Genomic DNA, 25,332 nt, shown 5'->3' with positions numbered 1-25,332 from the left:
AACATAACAAAATTATAATGGAGCATCGAATGAACATTAAACCCCTCGCCCTCGCCGTTTCCCTGCTGCCGGCTGCCCTTTCCGCCAACATCCAGCTGGGCGTGCACGAACACGGCTTTGGCCAGCTCAACCTGGCTCAGGACGGCCAGGGCCTGATGCTGGAGCTGATTTCTCCCGCCGCGGACATTGTGGGTTTTGAACATAATCCGGCGACCAGCGAAGAGCGAGCCGCCTTTGCTCAGGCCATTAACACCGGCCTGGATGCCGCCGCTCTCTTTACCCTACCCGCCGCCGCCGGCTGTGAGCTTGAGCAGGCCGCTCATATTGAGCAGAATAACCACCACGGGCATGATGAACATGACCATGACGAACACCATGACCATGATGAGCGCCACGATCATGACGAGCATGAGCATCACGAAGACGAGCACGAGCACCATAAAGAACATGCCCATCAAGACATTCAGCTGCACTATGCCTGGCAGTGCGCTCAGCCCGATGCGCTGAACTCGCTGAACGCCGCCGGCCTGTTCCAGGTCTTCCCCAGCTTTAACCGCATCGAGTTGCAGGGCATTCTGGCCAGCGGCCAGATGGCCGCCACCCTGACCCCGGAACAACCACAAGCAAACTGGTAACATGACCGCGCTGATTTCCATTCAACAACTTGAGTTCGCCTGGCCCGGTCAGGCTAGTCTGCTGAACATTGACGCCCTGACGCTCGCCCCCGGCGAGCGCCTCTTTATCAAGGGCCCGAGTGGCAGCGGCAAAAGCACCCTGCTCGGCCTGCTGGCCGGCATACACGCCCCTGCCCCCGGCGCGCTGCACATTCTGGGCCGGGATCTGGGCGCATTGCCGTCGCACCGGCGAGATCGCTTTCGTGCCGATCACCTGGGCTATATTTTTCAGCAGTTCAACCTGTTGCCCTACCTCTCGGTGGTGGATAACGTCACCGCCGCGCTGACCTTTTCCCGCCACAAGCGCAAACGCCTGAGCGACACGCCCGAGCGCGAGGCAGCCCGTCTGCTCACCGCCCTGCAACTGTCAGAAGCCCTGTGGCCGCTACCGGTACACAAACTCAGCATTGGTCAGCAGCAGCGGGTGGCCGCCGCCCGGGCCCTGATTGGCCGGCCCGAGCTGGTGATTGCCGACGAGCCCACCTCGGCGCTGGACACAGACAACCGTGCCGCCTTTATGCAGCTGCTGTTTGCCGAGTGCGAACACGCCGGCAGCGGCCTGGTGTTTGTGAGCCACGACCCCGGGCTGGAACCCCTATTCTCCCGCGTGGTATCCCTGAGTCAACTGAACGGAGCCAAACATGCTGAGCCTGGCCTTTAAAAGCCTGTGGGCACGTCGCCTCACCGCCGGCCTGACGGTACTGGCCATCGCCATCAGTGTGGTGCTGCTGGTGGGCGTGAACAAGGTACGCAGCGAGCTCAAGGACAGCTTTGCCCGCACCATTTCGGGCACGGATCTGATCGTGGGCGCCCGCTCCGGGCAGATTAACCTGCTGTTGTATTCGGTGTTTCGCATCGGTAATCCCACCAACAACATCAGCTGGGATGCCTACCAGCGCATTAAACACCAGAAGGGGGTGGCCTGGACGGTGCCGCTGTCGTTGGGGGATTCTCATCAGGGTTACCGGGTGCTGGGCACCAACGAAGACTATTTCCGCCATTACGCCTACGGCCAGCAGCAGCCCCTGGAATTTGCTCAGGGACGCCCCTTTGCCGGCACCTTTGAGGCGGTGATCGGCGCCGAGGTGGCGCGCAAGCTTGCTTATAAGCCGGGAGATGAACTGGTAATCGCCCACGGCGCCGGCAACACCTCGTTCAGCCTGCACGAGGATCTGCCCTTTACCCTGGTGGGCATTCTCGCCCCTACCGGCACCCCGGTAGACCGCACCGTGCACATTCGCCTCGATGGCCTGGAGGCCATTCATCTGGGCTGGCAAAGCGGCCGCCAGACGCGCACCCTCACTCATGAGCAGGCCAGCGCCGCCAACCTCGAGCCCACCGCCATCACCGCCTTTCTGGTGGGGCTCGAGAGCCGGGTGCTGGCCTTTGGCCTGCAGCGGGGCATCAACAACTACCGGGGGGAGCCCTTGTCGGCGATTCTGCCCGGCGCCGCCCTGCACGAGCTGTGGAGCATGATGAGTCTGGCGGAGCAGGCCATCGCCCTGATTGCGCTGTTTGTGGTGGTGGCCGGCCTGCTGGGCATGCTTACCACCCTGCTGGCGGGGCTCACGGCCCGGCGCCGGGAGCTGGCCATTTTGCGCTCCCTGGGGGCCGGACCCAAACATGTGTTTGGCCTGTTGACCCTGGAAGCGGCCCTGCTGACCCTGCTGGGTATGGTGCTGGGCATGTCGCTGCTGTACGCCGCCCTGCTGGCCGCCGCCCCCCTGATGCAGGCATACTACGGTTTGCAGTTAACCCCTGGTCTGCCCACGGTACAAGAATGGTACCTGCTCGGGCTGGTCTGGCTGGCGGGCATCATCACCGGCCTGCTGCCGGCGGCCCAGGCATTTCGATATTCGCTTAACGACGGAATGAGTATTACCCAGTGAAACTGTTACATACCCTCTTGGGGCTGGCGCTGCTGGCCGGCCCCGCCCTCGCCGACGATTACCAGCTGACCGACTGGAACGATCTGATCCCCTTGGAAGAACAGCTCAACCCGCCGCCCTTTCCCGAGGTGGACCATGACGACGAGTTCGCCATTCCCGGTCAGCCGGTGGGCAAGGTGGTACCGGCGCTCAACGGCAAAAAAATAAGGCTGCCCGGTTTTGTGGTGCCATTGGAAGGTGACAGCGAGCGAGTCACCCAGTTTTTTCTGGTGCCCTATTTCGGCGCCTGCATTCACGTGCCGCCGCCCCCCACCAATCAGATTGTGTACGTTAACTACCCCAAAGGTGCCAAGGTGGATGACTTGTGGGATGCGGTCTGGGTGGCCGGCACCCTTAGCACGGTGAGCGCCAGCAACGACATTGCCGACGCCGCCTATTCACTGGAAGGGGTATCGGTCGAGCCTTACGATCTTTAACCCAGAGGTTCTGGCCGACATCAATTTCGTTCAATCCTTTACGTCGCTCCCCCTGCACAATGAAGTCTTTCCTACTCATTCTGCACGGGAGCGACCATGACCTTTTCCCTGTTTCTGCCAATGGCGATGTTTGCGCTGGCGGCCTCCATTTCTCCCGGCCCGGTTAATCTGGTGTGCCTGGGTAGTGGTCTGCACCATCCGCCACTCCGTGGCCTGCGCTTTGTCACCGGTGCCAGCATCGGTTTTGTACTGCTGTTTATGGCCATCGGGCTTGGACTGTATGGCCTGCTGCAGGCACGCCCTGGCCTACTGCACACCCTGCACTGGGCCGGCATCGGCTTTTTGCTGTACATGAGCGTTCGCCTGGCCACGGCGTCCGGCGAATTGCCCGTGCCGGGCTCGGACCGGGCACCGGGGTTGCTCGCCGGCGCCCTGATGCAATGGCTCAATCCCAAGGCCTGGCTGGCGTCGGCTTCAGGCATTGCCGCCTATACCAATGGTGGTATGGAGCAGATCGGCTGGTTTGCGTTGATCTACCTGCCCATCTGCTGGTGTTCCCTCGCCTGCTGGGTATGGCTGGGCAATGGTCTGCGCCGCCATCTGAACAATGACCGCTGGCTGGCATGGCTAAACCGGCTGCTGGCACTCTTGCTGGCCGCCAGCTGTCTTTATTTGCTGCGATACTGAGACGGGGTAGCGGCAACCAGCCGTTTAAAGGCGCGCTGAAAGTGAGCCTGATCGGCAAACCCCATGTTCAGCGCCACCTCGGCGATAGAAGTGCCCGCCTTGAGCTGATGCTGGCCGTGCTGAATGCGCCGGTTCACAAGATAAGCATGGGGGGTGATACCGAAATACTGTTTGAACTGGCGCACCAGATGACTGGCGCTGTAGCCGCTAAACCGGCATAAGTCATCCAGCGACACGTCCTCCAGACAATGAGTGTTCAGGTGGTCGGCCACTTGCTGCAACCGGGCAGGCACCGGTGCCGGACACAAGGCCGGCTGAGCCGCCAGATGATGCATCAGGGCCGACAGGTATTCGACCAGCGCCGTCTGCTTTTGCAGCAGCGGCCGCTCCGGTGTCAGCAGGCAGGCCGCCAGCCGGCGGTAGCCGTCAAACCAGCGCCGCTCGTGGATCACCGCAGTGGCCAGATCCTGCCACTGGTTTTCGGGCAACAGGCCGGCATCAAAACGCAGCCGGGTCAGCCAGCCGGTATCCACATACATCATGAAATAGGCCCAGGGGCTGTGCTCAACCGGATTGCAGGCATGCACCCAGTCCGGGTTCATCAACACCAGATCCCCCGCCTGTACCTCATGTTGTTCGTTACGGTAGAAAAAGGTGCTTTCGCCATTGGTAATAGCGCCAAGGGACCACTGCACATGGCTGTGAGGAGCATAACCGACCTCGCGGCCATCATCGATATAACGCAGCTCCACCTGGGGCATGCGCGGATCCCGCCAGAACACCGGCCTGGTCGCGGAGTGGTTCGAAGGCCCGTTAGCGCTCGCCATGTGTCATTCGCCCTTTGCTTCCGCCGCCAGCCTGGCCACCAGCTCGCAGGCCGGCTGCGAGCGGGCCCGGGTCACGCCCGTGCCGGCCCAGTGAGCGGCAAAGTCATCACAACCGCGCCTGTTCACGGCCCCGTTAAGCCGCTTGGCGGCGTCATAGGCCACCGGATAATCGGGTGGAACGGGGGCACCGGCGGCCTCACCATGCTCAATAAAGCGGTTCACCAGGCCCCGGGCAGGACGGCCGGACAGGGTGCGGGTCAGTCGGGTCTGGCCGGCATTCAGCAGCCGCTGCCGGTAGCCGTCATTGGCCGCCGACTCCGGGCAGGCCACAAAGGCGGTACCCAGTTGCACCGCCGCCGCCCCCAGCGCCAGCATGGCCTGCATGTCTTCGCCATTCATGATGCCGCCGGCGGCGATCACCGGCAGCCGACCTTCGTTTACCAGCAGCCTCACCAGCTCGACGGTGCTCAGCTGCTGGTCGTGAACATCAGGGTCAAACATGCCTCTGTGGCCGCCCGCTTCAATACCCTGGGCTACCACACCGTGAACACCGGCGGCTTCAATAGCCCGAGCTTCTTCCAGGCTGGTGGCAGTGGCCAGGGTGACCACACCGGCCTCATGCAGCCGCTCGAGCAAGCCCGCCGGGGGCAGACCAAAATGAAAGCTGACCACGGCCGGACGCAGCTCAATTAATAACGCCTGCATAGCCGGGCTGTGATTGAAGCTTAGGTAGATCTCTTGCAGTTGCGCCGGTGGCTGTTCACCCTGTTCGGCAAACAGCGGCTGCAGATGTTGCAGCCAGGCCGCCTCGGTGGCGGCATCACGCCGGGCCGGCGTGTGGCAAAACACATTGACGTTGAACGGCTGGTCGGTGAGCCGCCGAGTCTGTTCTATCTGGCGTCGGGCATCTTCCAGGGAGCTCGCGCCAATGCCGAGGGAGCCCAGACCGCCGGCGTTGGAGACGGCAGCGGCAAGTTCAGGGGTGGACACGCCCGCCATCGGGGCCTGAATAAGGGGATAACGTATTCCCAGCAGCTTTAACAGCGCACGGCTTGACGACATGGGGGCTCCTTGTTGAATCGGCCAGGGTACACATATCCTCGCCCATGACCCACCCTATAGCGCGGCGATGGCGAACACAACGCACAATGGTGGCGATATGGTCACAAAAGCACTCAAACGATACTTTCATCCTGCCGGGCCGCAACCGGCCATTGCTTCAGCATCCACACATCACAGCCACCATGTTCCGAGGCCATCAGAGGCCCGTCGAGATGACGAAAACCGAGCTTTTCATAGAGGGCAATGGCATTGGTCATGGAACTCAGGGTATCAAGATAACAGGCCGAGAACCCCTGCTCTCTGGCAAACACCAGGCAGGCCTCGACGAGCCGCTGGCCAAGGCCATGGCCGCGAGCGGCTTGCAGCAGAAACAGCTTTTTTAGCTCGCAAAGCTCTCTGCTGTTGCCCAGCGGGGCCAGGCCAGCCCCACCCACGACCTCGCCGTTCAGCCTGGCCACCAGGTAACAGCTTCTGCCCTCGGGGCGATAGTGCCGGCTCATGCAGCGCACCTCGTCATCGCCGGGGCCAAAGCCTTCACCCACGGCGCCGAACTCGGCCCCCACGTCCTGAATGATCCGGCAAATGGCGGCGTCATCCGCTGCCGTGATGGGTGCTATGGTGTAACGCAATGTCGGTCTCCTCTCAATACACACCAAACGAGCATGTTCAGCGCTAAAGAATACGCCTTTTGGCTCTTGGCAACGGGAATGTTTTTTGTCACCCTGACTTGGAAAATCTGGTTTTTTACTTTTAAAAACAATAACAACGAAGCAAAGGATAACACTATGAATATGGATCGATTCACGGTTGCCGTGATTGGCGGTGGTCATGCCGGACTGGCGCTGTTAAACAAGCTGGTTGAAGCGGACTTCGTCAACATTCTTGGCGTGGCCGACATGAACCCGGAAGCGCCGGGCATGTTGCTGGCCAAAGAGCACGGCGTTGCCACCACTACCGATATGCAGGATCTGCTGAAGGACAGCCAGCAGTTGGACATTTTAATCGATGTTACCGGAGTAAAGGCCGTGCGTGATTCCCTGCGCCAGCATATGCAGGATACGGGCAACTATCACACCATCATTATGCATGAACGTATTTCTGCTCTTGTGCTCTCCCTGTTTAACGGCGAAATGGTCGCCACCAAGGCCAGTGATAACTTCTACTGATCCATAAGCCCGAATAAAAACAAAAAGCCCTGAGCCATTACCCTGGCTCGGGGCTTTTTATATCCGCATGTCTTTCCCGCCCCGCCGCCGGCACAAACACCGCCAGCCAGATGGTCGGCTCATCGGGTGCGGTATAACACACCCTGTGTTTCTGATGAGCGGGAATATAAAGATGGTCCCCGGGTGCCAACATTTGCCGCCGACCATCCTCAAATTCCAGCGTACCGCTGCCGGTCAGCACCAGCACCCATTCGTCTTCGTCCTGATCGTACCAGCCTTGCGCGGGCGAGGTGTGCCCCTGAGAGACAATACGTTCGATGCGCACATGGGGAGTAGCGAGCAGATTTTCAAACCGCTCCTCGGTCATATCCGCCGGCAGCGGATGAAACAGATTGAACATGATCACGTTATTCCTTGCAGTCGGAATATCGCAGAGTAACACAGGCTCCCTTCTTCATGATTCACGGCCGAGCCTTGGTGGTTACCGCAAGTGCGGCCCGTGCCCGAAGCCCCAGGGTAAAGCTGATCAGGCCCGCGGCCAGAATAAACAGGGTGATCCCCAGCAATTTGGCGTAACTGTGCTCCACGCCAAACAGGGGGCCGATCAGGCTGACGTGACCGCCTTTTTCCAGAAAATAGAGCCCGGCGCCACCCAGCGCGATAACGAAGTTGGCCACAAAGCTCCAGCGGGCCACCTCGCGATTACATGCCCGCCTCACCACCATGATGATGGGGCCGCAGGCTGTCGGGCACCCCGGTGCGGGTAAGTCCTCCTTCGCGAATCCAGCGCTGGGTGTGCAGCCGGGCACGGCGGATCAGACCGGCGGTGACCGAAAAGTCGAACACCGATACCGCCTGGGGGCACAGCGGCGCCACCACGTGAATATCGGCCTGCTGCTGATAATGCTCCACGTCCCGCACCAGCTGCCACATGCTGAGCAGATTCAGGGTATGCAGGGCCAGCGAGGCCATGCTGGCCGGCACCGCCGGACAGGCGCAGCCAAAACCCGTAGGCAGCACCAGCAGCCGCTCGGCGCCCAGGGCCACGGCACTGGCGATGGGCGTGTTGCTGGCCACGCTGCCGTCCACCAGTGCCTTGCCGGCAATCTCCCGGTGGGGGTAGATCATGGGAATGGCGGCACTGGCCAGCAGGGCATCGATCAGGGGGCCGGTGGAGAGCACGTTTTCCTTGCCGGTGAGCAACTCGGTGGCGACGATGTGCAGCGGCAGTGCGGTGTCTTCAATGTGCTGGACCGGCAGCCGCCGCTCCAGCAGGTGCGCCAGGGCATCGGCCTGCACCAGGTGGTTCTGCCCCAGCAGCAGCGACTTGATGGCGCTAAAGGTATGAATGGGAAACACGTCTTTACTGCGCAGCGACAGCCAAATATCGGCTAGCTCTTCCACGCCGTGGCGGTGGGGTCGCGCGGCAAAATAAGCGCCATTAATGGCTCCCACCGAGGCGCCCACCACCAGATCGGCCTCAAAACCGTATTCTATCAGCGCCTGCAGCATGCCCACCTGCACCGCCCCAAGGCTGCCACCGCCGGCCAGCACCAGGGCGGTGCGACCCGGCCCGTGTTTGCTCATGTGGTTTCCTCCCGGACGTGACGGCGCGCCAGCAACAGATACAGCGAGGGCACCACAAACAGCGTGAAAAAGGTGCCGATGGCCATGCCGCCCACCAGCACCAGGCCGATGGAATTACGCGCCGCCGCTCCCGGGCCATCCACCAGGATCAGCGGAAAATGTCCGGCCACGGTGGCCGCCGAGGTCATCAGCACCGGCCTGAGCCGGGTCATGGCCGCCTGCTCAATGGCCTCGGCCTTGGCCAGGCCCTGTTGCTGCAGCTTGTTGGCGAATTCCACGATCAATATGCCGTTTTTGGCGATCAACCCCACCAGGGTCACCAGCCCCACCTGGGCGTAAATGTTCAGGGTGGTGGTCCAGCCGTCGGTCCAGAACGGCAGATCCGGGTTGGGCATTTTCAGTACGGTAAAAATCAGCGCGCCAAACATGGCCAGCGGCACCGAGCCCAGCAAAATCACCAGCGGATCGCGAAAGGAATTGAACTGCACCGCCAGCACCAGAAAAATCATCACAATGGCCAGCCCCAGGGCCGACAGAAACTTACCGCCCTCGGTGCGCAGCTGGCGCGACTCGCCGGTGTAGTTGATGCTGTAGTCCGCCGGCAACAGCTCCCGGGCCTTGTCTTCGAGTACCGCCAGGCCTTCGTCGAGCCGGCCGGTCATGCCCGACAGCTTGATGGCGTTGAGCTGCTGAAAGCGGTTGAGCGCGCGCGGCACCGTGTTGTTTTCAAGCTCGGCAATGGCCGACAGCGGCACCAGTTGCTGCCCCGGACCGCGCAGGTAAATGTCGCCCAGCTGCTCCGGGTTAAGCCGGTCCCGCCGTACCAGTTGCGGAATCACCTTGTAGGCCCGGCCGTCGATATTGAAGCGGTTAACGTAGTTGCCGCCGAGCGCCGCCCCCAGATCCAGGCCCACCTGACGCTGTGTCAGCCCCACGGCCGCCAGCTTCTGGTAGTCGAGCACAATTTCGGTTTGAGGCTGATCGATTTTCAGATCGATCTCCGGCGGAAAATAAAACAGGCCGCTTTCCGTAGCCGCCTGCTGCAGTTGCCGAGCATAGGCCAGCATATCGGCGGGCTCGTCGGTGGAGGCAATTACAAACTCCACCGGAAAGTTGCTGCCGCCGGGCAGCGCCGGCGGCTGGGCCACAAACACCTGCAGGCCGGGAATGGCGTTCATGCCGGCCTGAATTTCCGGCACCATTTCGCGAATGGTACGCGAGCGCTCATTCCAGGGTTTCACCACCATGCCGCTGAAGCCACCCACCCCCAGGGCGGCGGCAAAGGGGTCCGAGGGCGACAGCAAAATCTGAAAGGTCAGCGCCCGCTCCGGCGCATTCAGAAACACCTGCTCGGCGGCACGGCCGAAGTGCACCTTCTGATCCGCCGAGGCATTGGCGGCGTTGTTGATAATGCCGAACATAAAGCCCTGATCTTCCAGCGGCGCCAGCTCTCTGGGGGAAAACAGATACATGGGCACCACCAGCAGCCCCAGACCACCCCACAGCACGTATACCGCGGCGCGCCGGGCCAGCACCCGGGCCAGCCAGCGACCATAGGCCAGCTTCAGCCGGTCAAAGGCATGGTTCACTCTGCCGGTAAGCCCCCGCTCCTCGCGCTCGGCACTGCTCAACAGGGTGGCACTCATGGTAGGTGACAGGGTCAGCGCCACCAGTCCGGAAATGGTGACGGCGCCGGCCAGGGTGAGGGCAAATTCCCGAAACAGCGAGCCGGTGAGACCGCCCTGCAGGCCGATGGGAATGTACACCGCCGCCAGGGTCATGGTCATGGCGATCACCGGGCCCATCAGTTCCCGGGCGCCGATGAGCGCCGCCTCTTTGGGGGTGCGTCCTTCCCGCAGGTGCCGCTCCACGTTTTCCACCATCACGATGGCGTCATCCACCACCAGCCCCACCGACAGCACAATGGCCAGCAGCGTCAGCAGGTTGAGGGTAAAGCCGAACACCTGCATCAGAAAAATGGCGCCCACCAGCGATACCGGAATGGCCACCACCGGCACCAGTACCGAGCGCCAGGAGCCAAGAAACAGAAAGATCACGCCAATAACAATCAGCAGGGTTTCGGCCAGGGTACCCACCACCTCGCGAATGGCGTTGTCCACGTATTCCGAGGCGTCGTAGCCGATCTCTGCCGCCAGCCCCTCGGGCAGTTCGGCCTTGAGTTTGCCGAGATCGTCCCGCACACCGGCAATGACCTCGATCACATTGGTGTTGGGCAGCGGAAAAATCCCCATAAACACCGCGTTCTGGCCGTTAAAGCTCACCTCGGTGTCGTAGTCTTCCGCGCCCAGCTCCACCCTGGCTACGTCTTCCAGCCGCACCAAGGTGTCGCCGCTGGCGCGGATCACCAGCCGGCGAAACTGCTCGGCGCTGTGCAAGTCGGTGTTGGCGGTGAGGTACACCCGCACCAGGGCGCCCTTGGTGCTGCCTACCGCCGATAAAAAGTTGTTGGCGGCCAGCGCCTGACTCACCTCGGCGGGGCTGATGCCGAGTGCCGCCAGCCGCTCGGGCTGAAGCCACACCCGCATGGCAAAGGTACGGGCGCCAAAGATCTCGGCCCGCTGCACCCCCGCCAGCGCCGAAAAGCGGGGCTGCACCACCCGCACCAGGTAGTCGGTGATCTCGCTCTGAGAGAGGGTGTCTGAAGAAAAACTCAGGTAGGCGGCGGCAAACTCGGAGTCTGCCGACTGCACGCTGATGGCCGGCACCTCGGCCTCGGCGGGCAGTTGGTTGCGCACCTCGTTGACCTTGGCGGTAATGTCCGCCAGCGCCTGGGTGGGCTCGTAGTTGAGCTTGAGCCGGGCGGTAACCAGCGACAGCCCCAGCAGGCTTTTCGACTCCACATAGTCGATGCCGTCGGCAGAAGCGATGGCTCCTTCAATGGCGGTAGTCACAAAGCCGCGCACAACCTCGGCACTGGCGCCCACATAAGGCGTGGCCACCACCACAGAGGCATTTTCACTTTCGGGATACTGGCGCACACTGAGCGACCACCAGGCCTGGGCGCCGGCAATCAGGATCAGCAGACTGACCACCAGCGCCAGCACCGGACGGCGCACGAAAATATCGGTAAAGGCAGGCATCAGCCGTTGTCCGGTTGCGGGTCAAGGGAAAACGCCGGTGCCAGCCGGTTGTCGACCACCACCTCCATGCCCGGGAACAGCTTGAACACCCCGGTGGAGACCACCTGCTGGCCGGCATTCAGGCCCTCGGTGACGGCCACAAAATCCCCCAGCCGCCGGCCGAGCCGCACAAGCTGGCGGCGCAGCAGACGGCTTTCGCCTTCGCCGGGCTCGATCACAAGAACTGCATCATCGTCCGGGCCATGAATAATGGCGGTCAGCGGCACCAGCAGCAAGGCCTCGGCCTGGGGCTGAGTCAGAGTCAGCTGCACAAACATGCCCGGACGCAAGGCGCCGTCGGGGTTGGTAAGACTGGCCTGCCCGCGCACACTGCGGGTGCCTGCGTCCAGCTCGGGGTCAACCGCGCTGACCTCACCGTCAAAGGTGCGCCCGGGCCAGGCGTCGGCGGTCACCACCACCGGCAGCCCTGCCCTCAGCCCCGCCAGCCGCTGCTGGGGCAGGGAAAAGTCCACCAGCACCGGATCCAGACTTTGCAACGACACCACGGCGCTGCCTTTTTCCAGAAACTGCCCCGGGCTGATGCGACGAATGCCCAGTTGCCCGGCAAAAGGCGCCCGCAGCGTCTTTTTGGCGATTTGCGCCTCAATCAGCTGCTGGCGGGCGCTGGCCTGGCGGTAACGGCTTCGGGCCTCGTCGAGATCCCCCTGGGCCAGACTGCCGCTGCTGCGCAGCGTCCGCGCCCGTTGATACGAGAGCCGGGCCAGCTCGGCGGCAGCGGTGGCCTCGTTCAGTTGCGCGCGCTCAATGTCATCATTCAGCCGAAACAATACCTCACCGGCCTTGACGCCGGCGCCGGCGGTAAAGGCCACCTCGGCCACCACGCCTTCGGCTTCGGTACGCAACACGGCCCCTCGCACCGCCGCCACAGAGCCCACCGCCCTGACCTGTGGCTGCCACTGGTACTCGCGTACGGCAATGGCGTTCACCCGCTCCGGCGGCAGGGTCATTTGCTCTTCGGCCTCGGCCATGGCGCTGAACTGGGCAAGCTTTACCACCAGCAGCAAGGCCACCATGGGCAGCAGTGCCAGCAGCCCGGCCAGGCTCCAGAGCAGGCGTGAGCGCATGAATCCTCCTCGCTAAAAACAAACGGCTAGGATCAAGTCTAGTTGTAAGAATCAGCCGGTCTCATCCGACTGCACGGTAAAACAAGCCCAAAGGAACACAGCGATGAAAAAAATCCTGCTGCTGGTGATACTTGCCCTGCTGATACTGGCGTTTTTCGCCTTCGACCTGCAGCAATGGCTGACCCTGGACGCCCTTAAACGTCACCAGGCCGCCATTGCCGCCTCTCAGGCCGAATCCCCCTGGCTGATGACCGGTGGCTTTTTTCTGCTCTATGTGCTGATGGCGGCGCTGTCGCTGCCGGGTGCGGCTGTGATGACCCTGGCCGCCGGCGCCCTGTTCGGCCTGGTTGAGGGGCTGGTGCTGGTGTCGTTCGCTTCCAGCATTGGCGCTACCCTGGCCTTTCTGGTGGCGCGTTTTCTGCTGCGTGAACAGGTGCAGGGCCGTTTTGGCAACCGGCTGCGCACAGTAAACCGGGGCATTGAACAAGACGGCGCCTTTTACCTTTTTACCCTGCGGCTGGTGCCGGTGTTTCCATTTTTTGTGATCAACCTGCTGATGGGGCTCACGCCGCTGGCCACCCGTACCTTTTACTGGGTCAGCCAGCTGGGCATGCTGCCCGGCACCCTGGTGTACGTGAACGCCGGCACTCAGCTGGCCGCCATTGAGCAGCCGGGAGACACTCTTTCCCCCATGCTGCTGGCGTCATTTGCCCTGCTGGGGCTGTTTCCCTGGCTGGCCCGGCTGCTGGTGCGCCAGGTGCAGCGCCACCGCGTATACCAACGATTTACGCCGCCTTCCCGGTTTGATCGCAACCTGATTGTGATTGGCGCCGGCGCCGCCGGCCTGGTGAGCGCCTATATTGCGGCTGCGGTTAAAGCCAGGGTCACCCTGATTGAGGCCGGCGACATGGGCGGCGACTGCCTCAATACCGGCTGCGTGCCCAGCAAGGCACTGATTAAAAGCGCCCGCGTGGCCCACCAGTTGCGTCACGCCGACCGCTATGGGCTGAGCGCCAGCCAACCCGAATTCAGCTTTAAGCAAGTGATGGACCGGGTACAGGCCAGCATCGATAAAGTGGCGCCCCACGACAGCGTGGCGCGTTATACCGCGCTCGGCGTGGAGGTAATAAAAGGTTACGGCAAATTGCTCGATCCCTGGACGGTGGAGATCACCACCGAAGGCCAGACCCAACGACTGACCAGCCGCAGCATCATTATCGCCGCCGGCGCTCAACCTTTTGTGCCGCCGATGCCGGGGCTCGATGCAGTGGATTACCTGACCAGTGATACCCTGTGGCAGAGCATGGGCAAACGGGATGCCCCACCCGAGCACCTGCTGGTGCTGGGCGGTGGCCCCATTGGCTGCGAGCTGGCCCAGGCCTTTGCACGACTCGGCTCAAACGTAACCCTGGTGCAGCGCAATGCCCGGCTGCTGCCCAGGGAGGATTCAGACGTCAGCGAATGGATTAGACGAGCCCTGACCACCGATGGCGTGCGCGTGCTCACCGGCTGCAATATTGATCGCTTTGAACGCACCAACACTGGCCTGAGGCTGTATGCAACCCAGGACGACAAACCGCTTGAGATTGATGCCGATACCCTGCTGCTGGCGCTGGGACGGCAGGCCCGGCTCGAAGGCTATGGTCTGCAGGAGCTGGGCATTCCTGCCGAGCGGGTGATTGATACCAACGACTACCTGGAAACCCTGTATCCCAACATTTACGCCGCCGGCGATGTGGCCGGCCCTTATCAGTTCACCCACACCGCCGCCCACATGGCCTGGTATGCCAGTGTCAACGCCCTGTTTGGCCAGTTCCGGCGCTTTGCGGTGGACTACAGCGTGATCCCCCACTGCACCTTTGTGGATCCCGAGGTGGCCCGGGTGGGCCTGAATGAGCAGGAGGCCAATGAGAAAGGCGTGGCTTTTGAAGTAACCCGTTTCGAGCTGAAAGAGCTCGACCGGGCCATTACCGACGGCGCCGAGCAGGGGTTTATCAAGGTGCTCACCGAGCCGGGCAAGGATCGCATTCTGGGGGTGACCATTGTCGCCGAGCACGCCGGTGAGCTGCTGGCGGAATACGTGCTGGCCATGAAGCACGGCCTTGGCCTGAACAAAATACTGGGCACGGTGCACACCTACCCCACCCTGGCCGAAGCCAACAAGTATGTTGCCGGCGAATGGAAGCGGGCCCATGCGCCCGGACGGTTACTGGGCTGGCTGGGCCGCTATCATCAGTGGCGACTGGGAAAATAAGCGGTTATTTGCTCCCGTCATGCCCATGAAGTGAGCATCCAGAGCAGAGGTGCACGGTTTCAAACACCGCGTCGTTTGTCGCATGGCCCCCCGCTTTCGCGGGGGTAACGTTCCTTGGTGTGAAGTGAAACCATACGGTGTGTTAAGGCCGGCAATAACCGGGCAGCTTCAGGCCCCGCTTTTTCATGATTTGGCAACGGCGGTGATCAACACCATCCCCCATCGACAGGGTTTTGCTGACTATCGGCGTATCGGGCGCAGACGGGGTAGCCTGTGCCGGCAGCATGGCCACGGAAAAAATCGCCGCCAGGGCGAATGACATCAGGGTTTTCATGGTCTGTCTCCTTTCTGGCTCAATTGGCAACCACACTCCATGGACAAGCCATGACATATAAAGGTGGTTATTTTTTAGTCGCAACCACCGCCCCCATTCTTACAATAAAATGTGATCACTCGCATGCACCCTTGAGGAGAGCAAGATGAAGATACTGATGGTACTGACGTCTCACGACCAGCTTGGCGACACCGGTGAACCGACCGGCTTCTGGCTGGAAGAGCTGGCGGCGCCCTATTACCGGCTGAAAGATGCCGGCGCGCAAATCACCCTGGCCTCGCCCAAGGGAGGCCGGCCACCACTGGACCCCAAAAGCCATGCGCCCGATTTTATGACCGACGACACCCGCCGCTTTGAAGCCGATGCCGAGGCCATGGCCGCCCTCGACAACACCCATCCGCTGGCACGCATCAAGGCCGATGAGTTTGATGCGGTGTTTTACCCCGGCGGCCACGGCCCGCTGTGGGATCTGGCGGGCAATGCCGCCTCCGTGGGCCTGATTGAACGCATGTTTCAGAGTGGCAAGCCGGTGGCGGCAGTGTGTCATGGCCCCGCCGTGCTCTGCCATGCCAGAACCCACACCGGTGAGCCATTGGTAAAAGACAAAAAGGTGACCGGTTTCAGCAACAGCGAGGAAGCCGCCGTGGGGCTCTCTGAAATCGTGCCCTTTGCCATTGAAGACATGCTCACCGGCCAGGGCGGACACTACAGCAAGGGCCCGGACTGGAGCAGCCATGTGGTGAGCGACGGCTTGCTGATTACCGGGCAAAACCCGGCGTCGTCCAGCGCCACCGCCGAGGCCCTGCTGGCGGCGCTGAAGGGTTAACGATACAGTAGGCGCTTTGCCAGCCATCACAGCGAAGCGCCAGCCATGGGCAGTTACCTTTCTCTCACCTCCCGCCTGAGCATCATATTCAGTCTCACCATGCTGGCCATCTGGGGGCTGGTGAGTCTGGTGCTGATGCAGTCGCTGGAGCAGCATTTTGCCCGCCAGGACGAGGAGGATCTTCGAGGCAAGATGATACTGGTAAAAAACCTGCTCTCGGCCCGGCTGGAAGATGGCCCTTCCGACTGGCGCCGGCTGGAATCGCAGTTACAGAATGCCCTGTCCGGCTACGGTGATCATTTTCTGCAGATTCGAAGTCTGCAGGGCCAAATGCTGGCGGATACCCGCGCCACCCCGTCGCCACTGCCTGCCCTTGCCAGTGACAGCGCTCTGCCGTTCAATGAGAGCTGGGTGACCGGCGGCGTGCGCTATCGCAGCATCACAGAGCGGCTCTCGCTGCCAGCCCCCGTTTCCGGACAGTCTGGCCCCGTGCTGGTGCAGGTCGTGGTGAACACCCGCTACCACCAGCATTTTCTCGATGAAATACATATGGCTCTGCTCTGGCTGACCGCCGGCATCGCCCTTATTTCGGTGCTGCTGGGCTGGCTGGCCTCTCACTCCGGGCTCAAGCCCCTGCGCTCTCTGGCCCGGCTGTCCACTCAAGTGACCGCCAGCAAGCTGGATCACCGACTGCCACTCAGCAAGGCACCGGCGGAGCTGCATGGGCCGATTCGGGCCTTTAACGATATGCTGGACCGGCTGGAAGACTCCTTTCAGCGGCTGACCACCTTTTCGTCGGACATTGCCCACGAATTACGCACCCCGGTCAACAGCCTGCTGTTACAGACCCAGGTGGCCCTTAGCCAGACGCGTACAGCGGGCGACTACCGGGAGGCCCTCTACGCGAACCTGGAGGCCGCCGAGCGGCTGGGCAGAATGATCAATGAAATGCTGTTTCTGGCCAAGTCCGATCAGGGGCAGCTCGCCATGCAATGCGAACCCCTGGATCTGGCCGACGAGGTAGATGAACTGATCGAGTTTTTCGAGCCCCTGGCCAGTGAGCAGCAGGTGCGGCTGAATCGCCAGGGCCAGGCGCGGATGCAGGGAGACAGAGCCATGCTGCAACGGGCCATCAGCAACCTGCTGACCAATGCCATTCGCTACACACCGCCCCGGCGAGAAGTGCACATTCGCCTGAAGACCGACGAGGCCGGCGCCAGCCTGGTGGTGGCCAACCCGGGCCCGGCCATTCCCCGGGAAGAATGGCCGCGACTGTTCGACCGTTTTTACCGGGCCGATCACGCACGCCAGACGGTGACGGAAGGCACCGGGCTGGGCCTGGCCATAGCCCGGGCCATTGTCACCAGCCACGGCGGCACCCTGTCGGTGCACTCAGACCCGCGGGAAACCTGCTTTACCATGCATTTTCCCGCCAGTCCGCAACAGCCGGCTTAATGAATGCCGTTTTGCCGTTGCTGTTCACGCACGTAGCCGATGATGTCGCTCACCTCGTCACGACTGATGCCTTCCACCGGTGGCATATCGCCAAAGCGCCAGTGATGGGCACGCACACCGTTGGCGGCGGCCCGGTAAAAGGCCTCATCACCGTGATGAGAAGGCTCGTACACCTTGTGAATAAAGGGCGGCCCCTTGGGTGAACCCCTGAGATCGGTGCCGTGGCAACTGGCACAATACTCACCGTAGGCGGCCTTTCCCTGCGCCGGAAACACCCGGTCGTGGGGCATGTCCCCCCACATTTGGCTGCCACCCATCAGAAAGTGGCCGGCGATCATGGCAAGCAGCAGCAGGGCCAAGGCACCGCCAAGCCAGAGCACCCAGCGGGAGGAATCCGATGACTTGCTCACATTCTGTCTCCTGTTGTCAGCGATTTGGCCCTGAATTATTCCGCGACCTTTACCTGCCCGGTCATGCCGGCTTCCATATGACCCGGGATCAGACAGGCAAAGTCCACGGTGCCGGCCTGGTCAAAATGCCACACAAGGCCACCACGCTGACCTGCTTTAAGCCTAATCATGTTGGGTTCGGCGTGCTCCATGTGCGGCATTTGGCGCATCATGTCGGCATGCACCTGCAACATGCTCATGTCGCCCAGTACCAGCTCGTGGTCGAGTTTGCCGCGGTTTTTCACAAAAAAGCGCACCGTTTCGCCCGCCTTCACCTCAATGGTGGCCGGGGTAAAACGCATGTCATCGCTCATCACTACCTCAATGGTCCGATCCACCTCGGCCGGCAGGCCGGGACGGCCCACTCCGTGCATGTTCTGTTGCATGGAGGCGGCATTGTGCCCCTCATGGTGGCCGTGTTCACCGGCGGCCAGAGCCAGACCGGGCAACAGCGACAGCATTAAAACGGACAACGTGGTTTTCATAGTTAGTGCTCCTGATAAATAAAAAATGATGCCGGCGGTTTAAAACCAGAACCGGACGCCCGCCACCCAACGGTTTTCCTGAGTAGCTTCGTCTTCTTGCCGCAACTGATCGGCCCGCTCACCGAGCGCGGCCTGCCATTCCCAGCCCACATAGGGGGCGAACTGGCGGCTGAATTCGTAACGCAGGCGGGCTCCTGCCACCACTTCGGACAGCCCGCGCCCCTGGCCGCGTTCGGCGTCGTTGCTGCCATAGGCGGTGAGTTCAATGGCCGGTTGCAGCACCAGCCGCTGGGTCAGCAACAGCTCGTATTCCGCCTCCAGCGCCAGCCCGGTCTGACCATCGTCCCCCAGGTAAGCAGTGGCGTCGAGCTCCAGCCAATAGGGCGCCAGCCCCGACACGCCGGCGGCCAGCCAGGCCTGCTCCGGGCCGTGGCCGGTGTCGTAACGCACGCCCAGCTCGCTGTTCCAGAAGCCAGTGAGGGCATGGCTCCACAGCAACTCGGTGCTGGCTTCCGCCAGCCGGCCGTGCTCAATGTCACCTTCCGCCTTCACCACGGCGCGCTCATAGTCGCGGCCGGCCCAGGCCTTCACCTCATAGGCCAGGGCCTGGTCGTCGCCGTTATCCACCCGCTCCAGCCGGTCGGCCAGCACCCCGTAAAACCAGTGCTCGTCGGCCAGTGTCAGTTGGCGGGGCCCCGCCAGCGCATAGGGGCCCTCGTCCAGGGTGAAGCCGCCGGAGTAAGCTTGCGGATCCCGGGCATCGGCAGGCGGCTTGCCCCCCTGCATCTGCATATCGCCGTGTTCCATCTGGGCCAGGGCCGGCAGGGCGGTCAGCGCCAGCGCACCCAAAACAGCGTTCATCATTGCCGCGTGTTTTTTCATGACACCACCACCATGCGGAACATGCCCGCGTCCATATGGAACATCAGATGACAATGCCAGGCCCAGCGGCCAAGGGCATCGGCGGTCACCAGAAAGCTGATCCGTTGGGCCGGCTGCACCTGAATGGTGTGACGCCGGCACAAAAACTCGCCGTCCGGGCTTTCCAGTTCGCTCCACATGCCGTGCAGGTGCATGGGGTGGGTCATCATGGTGTCGTTGTGCAGAATAATGCGCACCCGCTCACCGTAATTCAGGTGAATGGGGGTGGAGCTGCCGAACTCGACGCCGTCGAACGACCAGGTGTAGCGCTCCATGTTGCCGGTGAGGTGCAGCTCTATCTCCCGCTCGGGCGGCCGCGGATCCATAGGCCCCCCGGGGGTGCGCAAGTCCGCCAGAGTCAGCACCCGCCGGCCGTTGTTGCGCAGGCCCACACCGGGGTCGTCCAGATTAGTGCGCGGCGTGTCCACCCGCATATCCACACTCGGCCCGTATTCGGTGCGGGCATGGCGCACCTCGGTGCTGGTTGCCGCCAGGCCGCTGCTCACGGCACCATGCCCCATGGCCGAATGATCCATATCCGCCATGCCGTTTATGGCGCCTTCACCCATAGACGAATGATCCATGGCTCCCATGCCGTTCATGGCACCATGGTCCATGGCGCCGTGATCCATGCTGCCCATCATGTCGGCCATGGTCAGGGGTTGAGGTTCATCCACCGGCGACACCGCCGCACTCAGCCCTTCGCGGGTGGCCAAAGTGCCCCGGGCATATCCGGTGCGGTCCATGGCCTGGGCAAACAGGGTATAGGCCTCGGCGGTGGGCTCCACCAGCACATCGTAGGTTTCACCGGGGCCAAAGCGGAACTCGTCCACCTCCACCGGCGTCACATTCACGCCATCGGCCTGCACCACAGTGAGTGTCAGTCCCGGTATGCGCACGTCATAGAAGGTATTGCCGGCACCGTTGACAAAGCGCAGCCGCACCCGTTCACCAGGTTTGAACAGCCCGGTCCAGTTACCGGCGGGCGTGGTACCGTTCATCAAGTAGGTCAGGGTCTCGGAAGACAAGTCCGCCAGATCGCTCGGACTCATGCGCATTTCATTCCACATCTGCCGCTTTTCCAGCGCCATGCCCAGCCCATACCGGCTCATGTCTTGAAAGAAATCTGCCACTGTGGGCTGGTTGAAGTTGTAGTAATCGCCCTGGTTTTTCAGCTTGCCAAATACCCGCATGGGGTTCTCATCGGTCCAGTCGGACAAGACCACCAGATGCTCCCGATCCGCCTTGATGGGATCGGGCTCTGCCGGCTCCACAATCAGGCCGCCATACATGCCGGTCAGCTCCTGCATGCCAGAGTGGGAGTGATACCAGTAGCTGCCGCTTTGCTCCAGGGTAAAGCGGTAGGTAAAGGTTTCGCCGGGCGCAATGCCGGCAAAGCTGATGCCGGGTACACCGTCCATCTCAAAGGGCAGAATAATGCCGTGCCAGTGAATGGAGGTGGGCACCTTGAGGCGGTTGGTCACCCGAATGGTGACCGTATCGCCCTCGCGCATGCGCAGGGTGGGCGCGGGAATGGAGCCATTGATGGTGGTGGCCATGCGCGGACGGCCGGTGAAGTTGACCGGGGTTTCGTCAATCACCAGATCGAACTCGGTGCCGGAAAGTGTGGGCACATGGCCGGTAAGGGTGGCTGGCACGGGAGTTCTGGCGTTTGCCAGCATGGGGGCCAGCCCCAGTACCACACCGCCCGCCGCCAGCCCCTGCACAAAACGCCGCCGGGGCAGGTTGTGACGCTCTTTTGGCTGTGTCATAAGGTTCCTTAAGCGCGGATGCATGCTTGTCGATGAATACCATCAGCATAGAGAGCCGCACCTGAAGCCAACATGACGGACGAATGACAAAATTGTCATCTTTTGGCGCCAAAACCATCAGCCAGCCGCTACGGGCTTGAGCGCGGGCCGCCTTGTGCGCCATCATCAAACCACCCTGCCCCACGGAGCCACCCATGAAACTGCTGATCATCGAGGACGAACAAAGCACCGGCGACTACCTGCAAAAGGGCCTGCGCGAAGCGGGCTTTGTGGTGGATCTGGTGCGCAACGGACTGGACGGCCTGCACCAGGCCAGCGCCGAGCCTTACGATCTGCTGGTGATGGACGTGATGCTGCCTGATCTGGACGGCTGGCGCATTGTGGCGGCGCTGCGCGAGCAGGGCCTGCAGACGCCGGTGTTGTTTCTGACCGCCCGTGACAGCGTGGAAGACAGGGTACGCGGCCTGGAGCTGGGTGCCGATGATTACCTGGTGAAACCCTTTGCCTTTGCCGAGTTGCTGGCCCGGGTACGCAGCCTGCTGCGCCGGGGTGCGCCCCGTCAGGACGAGCACAAGCTGAAGGTGGCCGATCTGGTGCTGGACCTGCCCCGCCGCCAGGCCAGCCGGGCCGATACGCCCATTCACCTCACCAACAAGGAATTCGCCCTGCTGGAACTGCTGGTGCGCCGGCAGGGAGAGGTACTGCCCCGCTCGCTGATTGCCTCCCTGGTGTGGGACATGAATTTCGACAGCGACACCAATGTAATTGATGTCTCCATTCGCCGGCTGCGCGCCAAAATCGACGACGGTTTTGAACCCAGGCTTATTCACACGGTCAGGGGCATGGGCTACACCCTGGATACCGACAGGTAGCCCCACTATCTCCGAACCCGGCTCAGCTCCCCTTCCCTGTTCAGCCGAAACAAGGCCAGGTCTTCGGCCATCAGCAGCCGGCCCGAGTAATGCTCCCGGGCTTCCCGCTCAAGGCTCGCCACGGTCAGGCCGGTGCCGCCGTCCCGGTAACGGGGGCTGACGTGAGTGAGTACCAGATTGGGCACACCGGCGTGCTCGGCAAAGGCGGCCACGGCAGCGGCGCTGCTGTGTTGCGGCTCGGGGCCCACTTTTTCCGCCACTTCCCGCGTGTAGGTGGCCTCGTGCACCAGCACATCGGCCCTCTTTACCTCCTCGCTGAGCAGGGCGGGCGTGTCGTTGTCGCCACCGATCACTACTCGCCGCGGCCTGGGCGGCGCCAGCTGGTAATCCCGCCCCGCCAGCACCCGGCCATCGTCAAGGGTGATGACTTCGCCCCGGTGCAGTCGGCCCCACAGCGGGCCGGCGGGCACGCCGTCGACTTTAAGCCGGTCGGTATCGAGCCGGCTGGCCAGACCGGTTTCGGTAAAGGCATAGCCAAAACAGGGCAGCCGGTGCGACAGCGCCGTGGCCGACACCTCAAATCCTTCCAGCGCCAGCGGGCCAACGCGCTCGGCCAGCGTCTCCACATTCACAAAACGCAGTTCAAAATTCAGCTGCAACTGGCTGATCGCCGCCGTATGTTCGATCCAGGCCTGCAACTGAGCCGGTCCAATAATGGTCAGCGGCGCGCTGCGGCCATTCAGCCCGGCGCTGGCCAGCAACCCCGGCAGGCCGTAGCAGTGATCCCCGTGCAGGTGAGTGATGCACACCGCCTGCAGCCAGTGCAGCGACAGCGGCGCATGCAGCAGCCGGTGCTGAGTACCCTCGCCGCAGTCCACCAGCAGCCAGGGCCTGGCCTTGTGTTTGCGCAAGGCCACTGCCGACAGGCTGCGGGTTTTTGTGGGGGTGCCCGATGAGGTACCCAGAAACAACAGCTCCATAATGGATCGTGACTCGCTGAAAAGTGGCCATATCCCTGCATTTTATGCCGATTTTCGCCAATTATCTTTACCGGTTGAGTATGTTACCCTGCCTTGCCAGACACGCGTTAACCGGCAATATTCGTCTGCCTGACATTCATTCCACCACAGCCAACCGGAGGCCACTGGTGAACCTGACCACAAAACTGCTGCTGCCGCTGCTATGGCTGCTCTGTGCCGCTCCCCTGATGGCCCAGTCCCAAAGCCAGACCGGCGACGCCCCTTCCTATACCGCCCTGGCGGATCTGCTGGAAAACGAGCAGTCCCGGGAAAAACTCATCGGCGAGCTGCGCGCCCTGGCGGACGCCTCGGCGCCGGCCGGGACGGAGGCAGCAGAAGTCGCCACCGATCCGTCTGCCACCCGGCAACTGGCGCAAACCACCCGGGCCATTGCCGAAGGCATTGGCGATCAGTTTACCGGGCTGGCCAGCGTGCTGAACGATCTGGCGGAAGGGCAAGTGGCCGGCGACAACGGCCAGTTCAGCATGAGCATACTGCTGGAAGCCACCCTGAACCTGAGCCTGGTGATCCTGGCCACCCTGCTGGTTTTTCTGGTGCTGCGCCGGCTGGTGGGCCCGCTGTTGTTCTCCCGGCTGGATCACTGGTCACTGCACGGCGCCGGTAGTACTCCCGTGCTGAGGCGCATGTTGTGCGTGGCGCTGGCGGCGGCCATGGATGTGTTAATAGTGGGGCTGGCCTATGTGGCCGGCAACCTGGTGGCCACTTTTCTGGTGGGCCAGACCGGTGAGCAAACCACCCAGGCCTCGCTGTTTCTTAACGCCTTTATGGTGATCGAGCTGCTCAAGGCCGGCCTGCGTATGGTGTTCTCCCGCCGTTACGACGGCCTGCGCCTGCTGCCCCTGAATGCCACCGAGGCCAGCTACTGGAACCGCCGCATGGCGCTGCTGATTGGCCTGCTGGGTTATGGCGTCATGGTGGCCGAGCCATTGATCACCATTCATATATCCGCGGCGCTCAGCCAAAGCCTGAACACTATGCTGATGCTGACCGCCTTTATCTATGCCGCCGTCATTATTCTTAAAAACCGCCGCCGGCTGGCCGAAGTGATCCGCACCCATGCCGAACAACGCCGGCTCACCACCAGCAAGCTCAGCCTGCACCTGCTGGCCCGCACCTGGCACCTGCTGGCGCTGGGCTACTTTGCGGTGGTACTGGTGCTGGTGCTGCTGAGCCCGGCCAAAGCCCTGCCCTTTGTGCTGTTTGCCACCCTGAAAACCCTGGGCGTGATCGTGGTGGGCATTTTGCTCTCTACCCTGCTGGGCCAGACCATCGGCCGGCGCATTCATCTTTCGGACGATCTGCGTCGCAAGCTGCCGTTGCTGGAAGCCCGCCTCAACAGCTATGTGCCCAACGCCCTGCGCTTTTTGCGCTTTCTGGTGCTGGCCGGCGTCATTCTGCTGTCACTCAATGCCTGGCACATCGTGGATCTGGCCACCTGGTCGGCTTCGGAAGCCGGTGGCGTGCTGATGGGCCGCATTATTGCGGTGGCGCTGATCCTGGCGGTATCCGCCACCATCTGGGTGATCCTCGCCAGCCTGATTGAGCACAAGCTCAATCCGGAAACCGGCACCGGCATGCCCTCGGCCCGCACCCAGACCCTGCTGTCGCTGTTTCGCAGCGCCCTAGCGGTGCTGCTGGTGACCATGACAGTGATGATTGCGCTGTCGGAGCTGGGCATTAACATAGGACCGCTGATCGCCGGTGCCGGGGTACTGGGCCTGGCCATTGGCTTTGGCGCCCAGAAGCTGGTGCAGGATGTTATCACCGGCATTTTCATTCAGATTGAAAACGCCATGAACACCGGCGACGTGGTGACCCTGGGCGGCATTACCGGCACCGCCGAAAAGCTCAGCATTCGCTCGGTGGGCATTCGCGATTTGAGCGGCACCTATCACATTATTCCGTTTTCCAGCGTGGATACTGTGTCCAACTACATGCGCGACTTTGCCTATCACGTGGGTGAATACCGGGTGTCCTACCGCGAGAATATTGACGATGCCATTACTCACCTGCAAAACGCCTTTGACGAGCTGGTGGCGGATCCGGAGCAAAAGCCCTATGTGCTGGAGGCGCTGGAAGTGGCGGGCGTTATTGCCCTGGCCGACAGCTCGGTGAACATTCGCGTGCGCATCATGACCGCCCCCGGCATGCAATGGGCCGTGGGCCGCGCCTACAACCGGCTGGTGAAAATGCACTTCGAACAGGCCGGCATCGAGATCCCCTACCCGCAAAGCACGGTGCATTTTGAAGGCAGCCGCCAGCACGCCGCCCCGGCGGTACAGCTGGCCGCCGAGGCTGACGGACGTGATACCGGCACCTGAACCCCAGTTA

The 25,332-nt window shown here is 62.2% G+C and carries 25 protein-coding genes; 11 read left to right on the top strand and 14 right to left on the bottom strand.

Going from position 1 to position 25,332, the window contains the following annotated elements; all coding sequences use genetic code 11:
- The first annotated feature begins 29 nt into the window (after nucleotides 1-29).
- From Q9290_RS03050 to Q9290_RS03030, 5 genes are all read left to right on the top strand, one after another.
- Nucleotides 30-635 carry a DUF2796 domain-containing protein gene (locus Q9290_RS03050; RefSeq protein WP_306078146.1) on the top strand — a complete coding sequence of 202 codons (606 nt, stop codon included), beginning with the start codon at nucleotides 30-32 and terminating at the stop codon, nucleotides 633-635.
- A gap of 1 nt (nucleotide 636) precedes the next feature.
- The gene (locus Q9290_RS03045; protein WP_306078145.1) at nucleotides 637-1,335 is read left to right on the top strand and encodes an ABC transporter ATP-binding protein; all 699 of its coding nucleotides are present in this window, start codon (nucleotides 637-639) and stop codon (nucleotides 1,333-1,335) included.
- Nucleotides 1,316-2,563 (top strand): ABC transporter permease, encoded by a 1,248-nt coding sequence (locus Q9290_RS03040; protein WP_306078144.1) that lies wholly within the window; start codon nucleotides 1,316-1,318, stop codon nucleotides 2,561-2,563. The genes Q9290_RS03045 and Q9290_RS03040 overlap by 20 nt, the downstream gene beginning before the upstream one ends.
- Nucleotides 2,560-3,039: a DUF3299 domain-containing protein gene (locus tag Q9290_RS03035; RefSeq protein ID WP_306078143.1), complete on the top strand. Its 480-nt coding sequence runs from the start codon at nucleotides 2,560-2,562 to the stop codon at nucleotides 3,037-3,039. The genes Q9290_RS03040 and Q9290_RS03035 overlap by 4 nt, the downstream gene beginning before the upstream one ends.
- 96 nt (nucleotides 3,040-3,135) lie before the next feature.
- Nucleotides 3,136-3,726 (top strand): LysE family translocator, encoded by a 591-nt coding sequence (locus Q9290_RS03030; RefSeq protein WP_306078142.1) that lies wholly within the window; start codon nucleotides 3,136-3,138, stop codon nucleotides 3,724-3,726.
- Here Q9290_RS03030 and Q9290_RS03025 read toward each other — a convergent pair.
- The 3 genes from Q9290_RS03025 to Q9290_RS03015 all read right to left on the bottom strand — a co-directional run bounded on the left by Q9290_RS03025 (nucleotide 3,708) and on the right by Q9290_RS03015 (nucleotide 6,244).
- Nucleotides 3,708-4,553 carry an AraC family transcriptional regulator gene (locus tag Q9290_RS03025; protein WP_306078141.1) on the bottom strand — a complete coding sequence of 282 codons (846 nt, stop codon included), beginning with the start codon at nucleotides 4,551-4,553 and terminating at the stop codon, nucleotides 3,708-3,710. The two genes, Q9290_RS03030 and Q9290_RS03025, sit on opposite strands and share 19 nt — an antisense overlap.
- A 3-nt stretch (nucleotides 4,554-4,556) precedes the next feature.
- Nucleotides 4,557-5,615 carry an NAD(P)H-dependent flavin oxidoreductase gene (locus Q9290_RS03020; protein ID WP_306078140.1) on the bottom strand — a complete coding sequence of 353 codons (1,059 nt, stop codon included), beginning with the start codon at nucleotides 5,613-5,615 and terminating at the stop codon, nucleotides 4,557-4,559.
- 113 nt (nucleotides 5,616-5,728) lie between these two features.
- On the bottom strand, nucleotides 5,729-6,244 hold the full coding sequence (locus Q9290_RS03015) for a GNAT family N-acetyltransferase (protein ID WP_306078139.1): 516 nt from the start codon (nucleotides 6,242-6,244) through the stop codon (nucleotides 5,729-5,731).
- A 33-nt stretch (nucleotides 6,245-6,277) separates the two neighbouring features.
- On the opposite strand from Q9290_RS03015, the gene Q9290_RS03010 reads away from it, so the two are divergent.
- Entirely contained in the window at nucleotides 6,278-6,781 is a 504-nt protein-coding gene (locus Q9290_RS03010; RefSeq protein ID WP_306078138.1) for a Gfo/Idh/MocA family oxidoreductase, read from the top strand.
- A gap of 37 nt (nucleotides 6,782-6,818) precedes the next feature.
- Here the strand turns inward: Q9290_RS03010 and Q9290_RS03005 are convergent, their stop codons facing one another.
- From Q9290_RS03005 to Q9290_RS02985, 5 genes are all read right to left on the bottom strand, one after another.
- Nucleotides 6,819-7,181 (bottom strand): cupin domain-containing protein, encoded by a 363-nt coding sequence (locus Q9290_RS03005; protein ID WP_306078137.1) that lies wholly within the window; start codon nucleotides 7,179-7,181, stop codon nucleotides 6,819-6,821.
- Between the two features lie 61 nt (nucleotides 7,182-7,242).
- A complete protein-coding gene (locus tag Q9290_RS03000; RefSeq protein WP_306078136.1) occupies nucleotides 7,243-7,458 on the bottom strand; it encodes a hypothetical protein in 216 nt (71 codons plus the stop codon).
- Between the two features lie 25 nt (nucleotides 7,459-7,483).
- On the bottom strand, nucleotides 7,484-8,368 hold the full coding sequence (locus Q9290_RS02995; RefSeq protein ID WP_306078135.1) for a patatin-like phospholipase family protein: 885 nt from the start codon (nucleotides 8,366-8,368) through the stop codon (nucleotides 7,484-7,486).
- Nucleotides 8,365-11,469 (bottom strand): efflux RND transporter permease subunit, encoded by a 3,105-nt coding sequence (locus Q9290_RS02990; protein ID WP_306078134.1) that lies wholly within the window; start codon nucleotides 11,467-11,469, stop codon nucleotides 8,365-8,367. Before Q9290_RS02990 ends, Q9290_RS02995 begins: the two co-directional genes overlap by 4 nt.
- Complete coding sequence (locus tag Q9290_RS02985) at nucleotides 11,469-12,593, bottom strand: efflux RND transporter periplasmic adaptor subunit (protein WP_306078133.1); 1,125 nt, start codon at nucleotides 12,591-12,593, stop codon at nucleotides 11,469-11,471. Before Q9290_RS02985 ends, Q9290_RS02990 begins: the two co-directional genes overlap by 1 nt.
- A gap of 103 nt (nucleotides 12,594-12,696) precedes the next feature.
- On the opposite strand from Q9290_RS02985, the gene Q9290_RS02980 reads away from it, so the two are divergent.
- Nucleotides 12,697-14,847, top strand: coding sequence for an FAD-dependent oxidoreductase (locus Q9290_RS02980; RefSeq protein ID WP_306078132.1), 2,151 nt, complete (start codon nucleotides 12,697-12,699; stop codon nucleotides 14,845-14,847).
- A gap of 142 nt (nucleotides 14,848-14,989) precedes the next feature.
- Here the strand turns inward: Q9290_RS02980 and Q9290_RS02975 are convergent, their stop codons facing one another.
- Nucleotides 14,990-15,181, bottom strand: a complete 192-nt coding sequence (locus Q9290_RS02975) for a hypothetical protein (RefSeq protein ID WP_306078131.1) — start codon at nucleotides 15,179-15,181, stop codon at nucleotides 14,990-14,992.
- Nucleotides 15,182-15,326: 145 nt separating this feature from the next.
- Here Q9290_RS02975 and Q9290_RS02970 point away from each other — a divergent pair, with 145 nt between their 5' ends.
- Together Q9290_RS02970 and Q9290_RS02965 are read left to right on the top strand one after the other, a co-directional pair.
- Nucleotides 15,327-16,007 carry a type 1 glutamine amidotransferase domain-containing protein gene (locus Q9290_RS02970; protein WP_306078130.1) on the top strand — a complete coding sequence of 227 codons (681 nt, stop codon included), beginning with the start codon at nucleotides 15,327-15,329 and terminating at the stop codon, nucleotides 16,005-16,007.
- Between the two features lie 45 nt (nucleotides 16,008-16,052).
- Nucleotides 16,053-17,462 carry a heavy metal sensor histidine kinase gene (locus Q9290_RS02965; protein ID WP_306078129.1) on the top strand — a complete coding sequence of 470 codons (1,410 nt, stop codon included), beginning with the start codon at nucleotides 16,053-16,055 and terminating at the stop codon, nucleotides 17,460-17,462.
- On the opposite strand, the gene Q9290_RS02960 is transcribed toward Q9290_RS02965, so the two are convergent.
- Genes Q9290_RS02960 through Q9290_RS02945 form a run of 4 tightly spaced genes read right to left on the bottom strand, consistent with a single transcriptional unit; the run spans nucleotide 17,459 to nucleotide 21,089 of the window.
- The gene (locus Q9290_RS02960) at nucleotides 17,459-17,872 is read right to left on the bottom strand and encodes a c-type cytochrome (protein WP_306078128.1); all 414 of its coding nucleotides are present in this window, start codon (nucleotides 17,870-17,872) and stop codon (nucleotides 17,459-17,461) included. The two genes, Q9290_RS02965 and Q9290_RS02960, sit on opposite strands and share 4 nt — an antisense overlap.
- Nucleotides 17,873-17,907: 35 nt before the next feature.
- Nucleotides 17,908-18,396 (bottom strand): cupredoxin domain-containing protein, encoded by a 489-nt coding sequence (locus Q9290_RS02955; RefSeq protein WP_306078127.1) that lies wholly within the window; start codon nucleotides 18,394-18,396, stop codon nucleotides 17,908-17,910.
- A gap of 39 nt (nucleotides 18,397-18,435) precedes the next feature.
- Nucleotides 18,436-19,260, bottom strand: a complete 825-nt coding sequence (locus Q9290_RS02950) for a copper resistance protein B (RefSeq protein WP_306078126.1) — start codon at nucleotides 19,258-19,260, stop codon at nucleotides 18,436-18,438.
- A 14-nt stretch (nucleotides 19,261-19,274) separates the two neighbouring features.
- Nucleotides 19,275-21,089 (bottom strand): copper resistance system multicopper oxidase, encoded by a 1,815-nt coding sequence (locus Q9290_RS02945; protein ID WP_306078125.1) that lies wholly within the window; start codon nucleotides 21,087-21,089, stop codon nucleotides 19,275-19,277.
- Between the two features lie 194 nt (nucleotides 21,090-21,283).
- Here Q9290_RS02945 and Q9290_RS02940 point away from each other — a divergent pair, with 194 nt between their 5' ends.
- Entirely contained in the window at nucleotides 21,284-21,961 is a 678-nt protein-coding gene (locus Q9290_RS02940; protein WP_306078124.1) for a heavy metal response regulator transcription factor, read from the top strand.
- A 5-nt stretch (nucleotides 21,962-21,966) separates the two neighbouring features.
- On the opposite strand, the gene Q9290_RS02935 is transcribed toward Q9290_RS02940, so the two are convergent.
- A complete protein-coding gene (locus tag Q9290_RS02935) occupies nucleotides 21,967-22,941 on the bottom strand; it encodes a ribonuclease Z (protein WP_306078123.1) in 975 nt (324 codons plus the stop codon).
- 167 nt (nucleotides 22,942-23,108) lie between these two features.
- Here Q9290_RS02935 and Q9290_RS02930 point away from each other — a divergent pair, with 167 nt between their 5' ends.
- Entirely contained in the window at nucleotides 23,109-25,322 is a 2,214-nt protein-coding gene (locus tag Q9290_RS02930) for a mechanosensitive ion channel domain-containing protein (protein ID WP_306078122.1), read from the top strand.
- Nucleotides 25,323-25,332 lie beyond the last annotated feature (10 nt).

The sequence above is a fragment of the Oceanimonas aquatica genome (assembly GCF_030732065.1).
GTDB lineage: Bacteria > Pseudomonadota > Gammaproteobacteria > Enterobacterales > Aeromonadaceae > Oceanimonas.
This window is presented reverse-complemented; position numbering and strand designations above follow the sequence as displayed.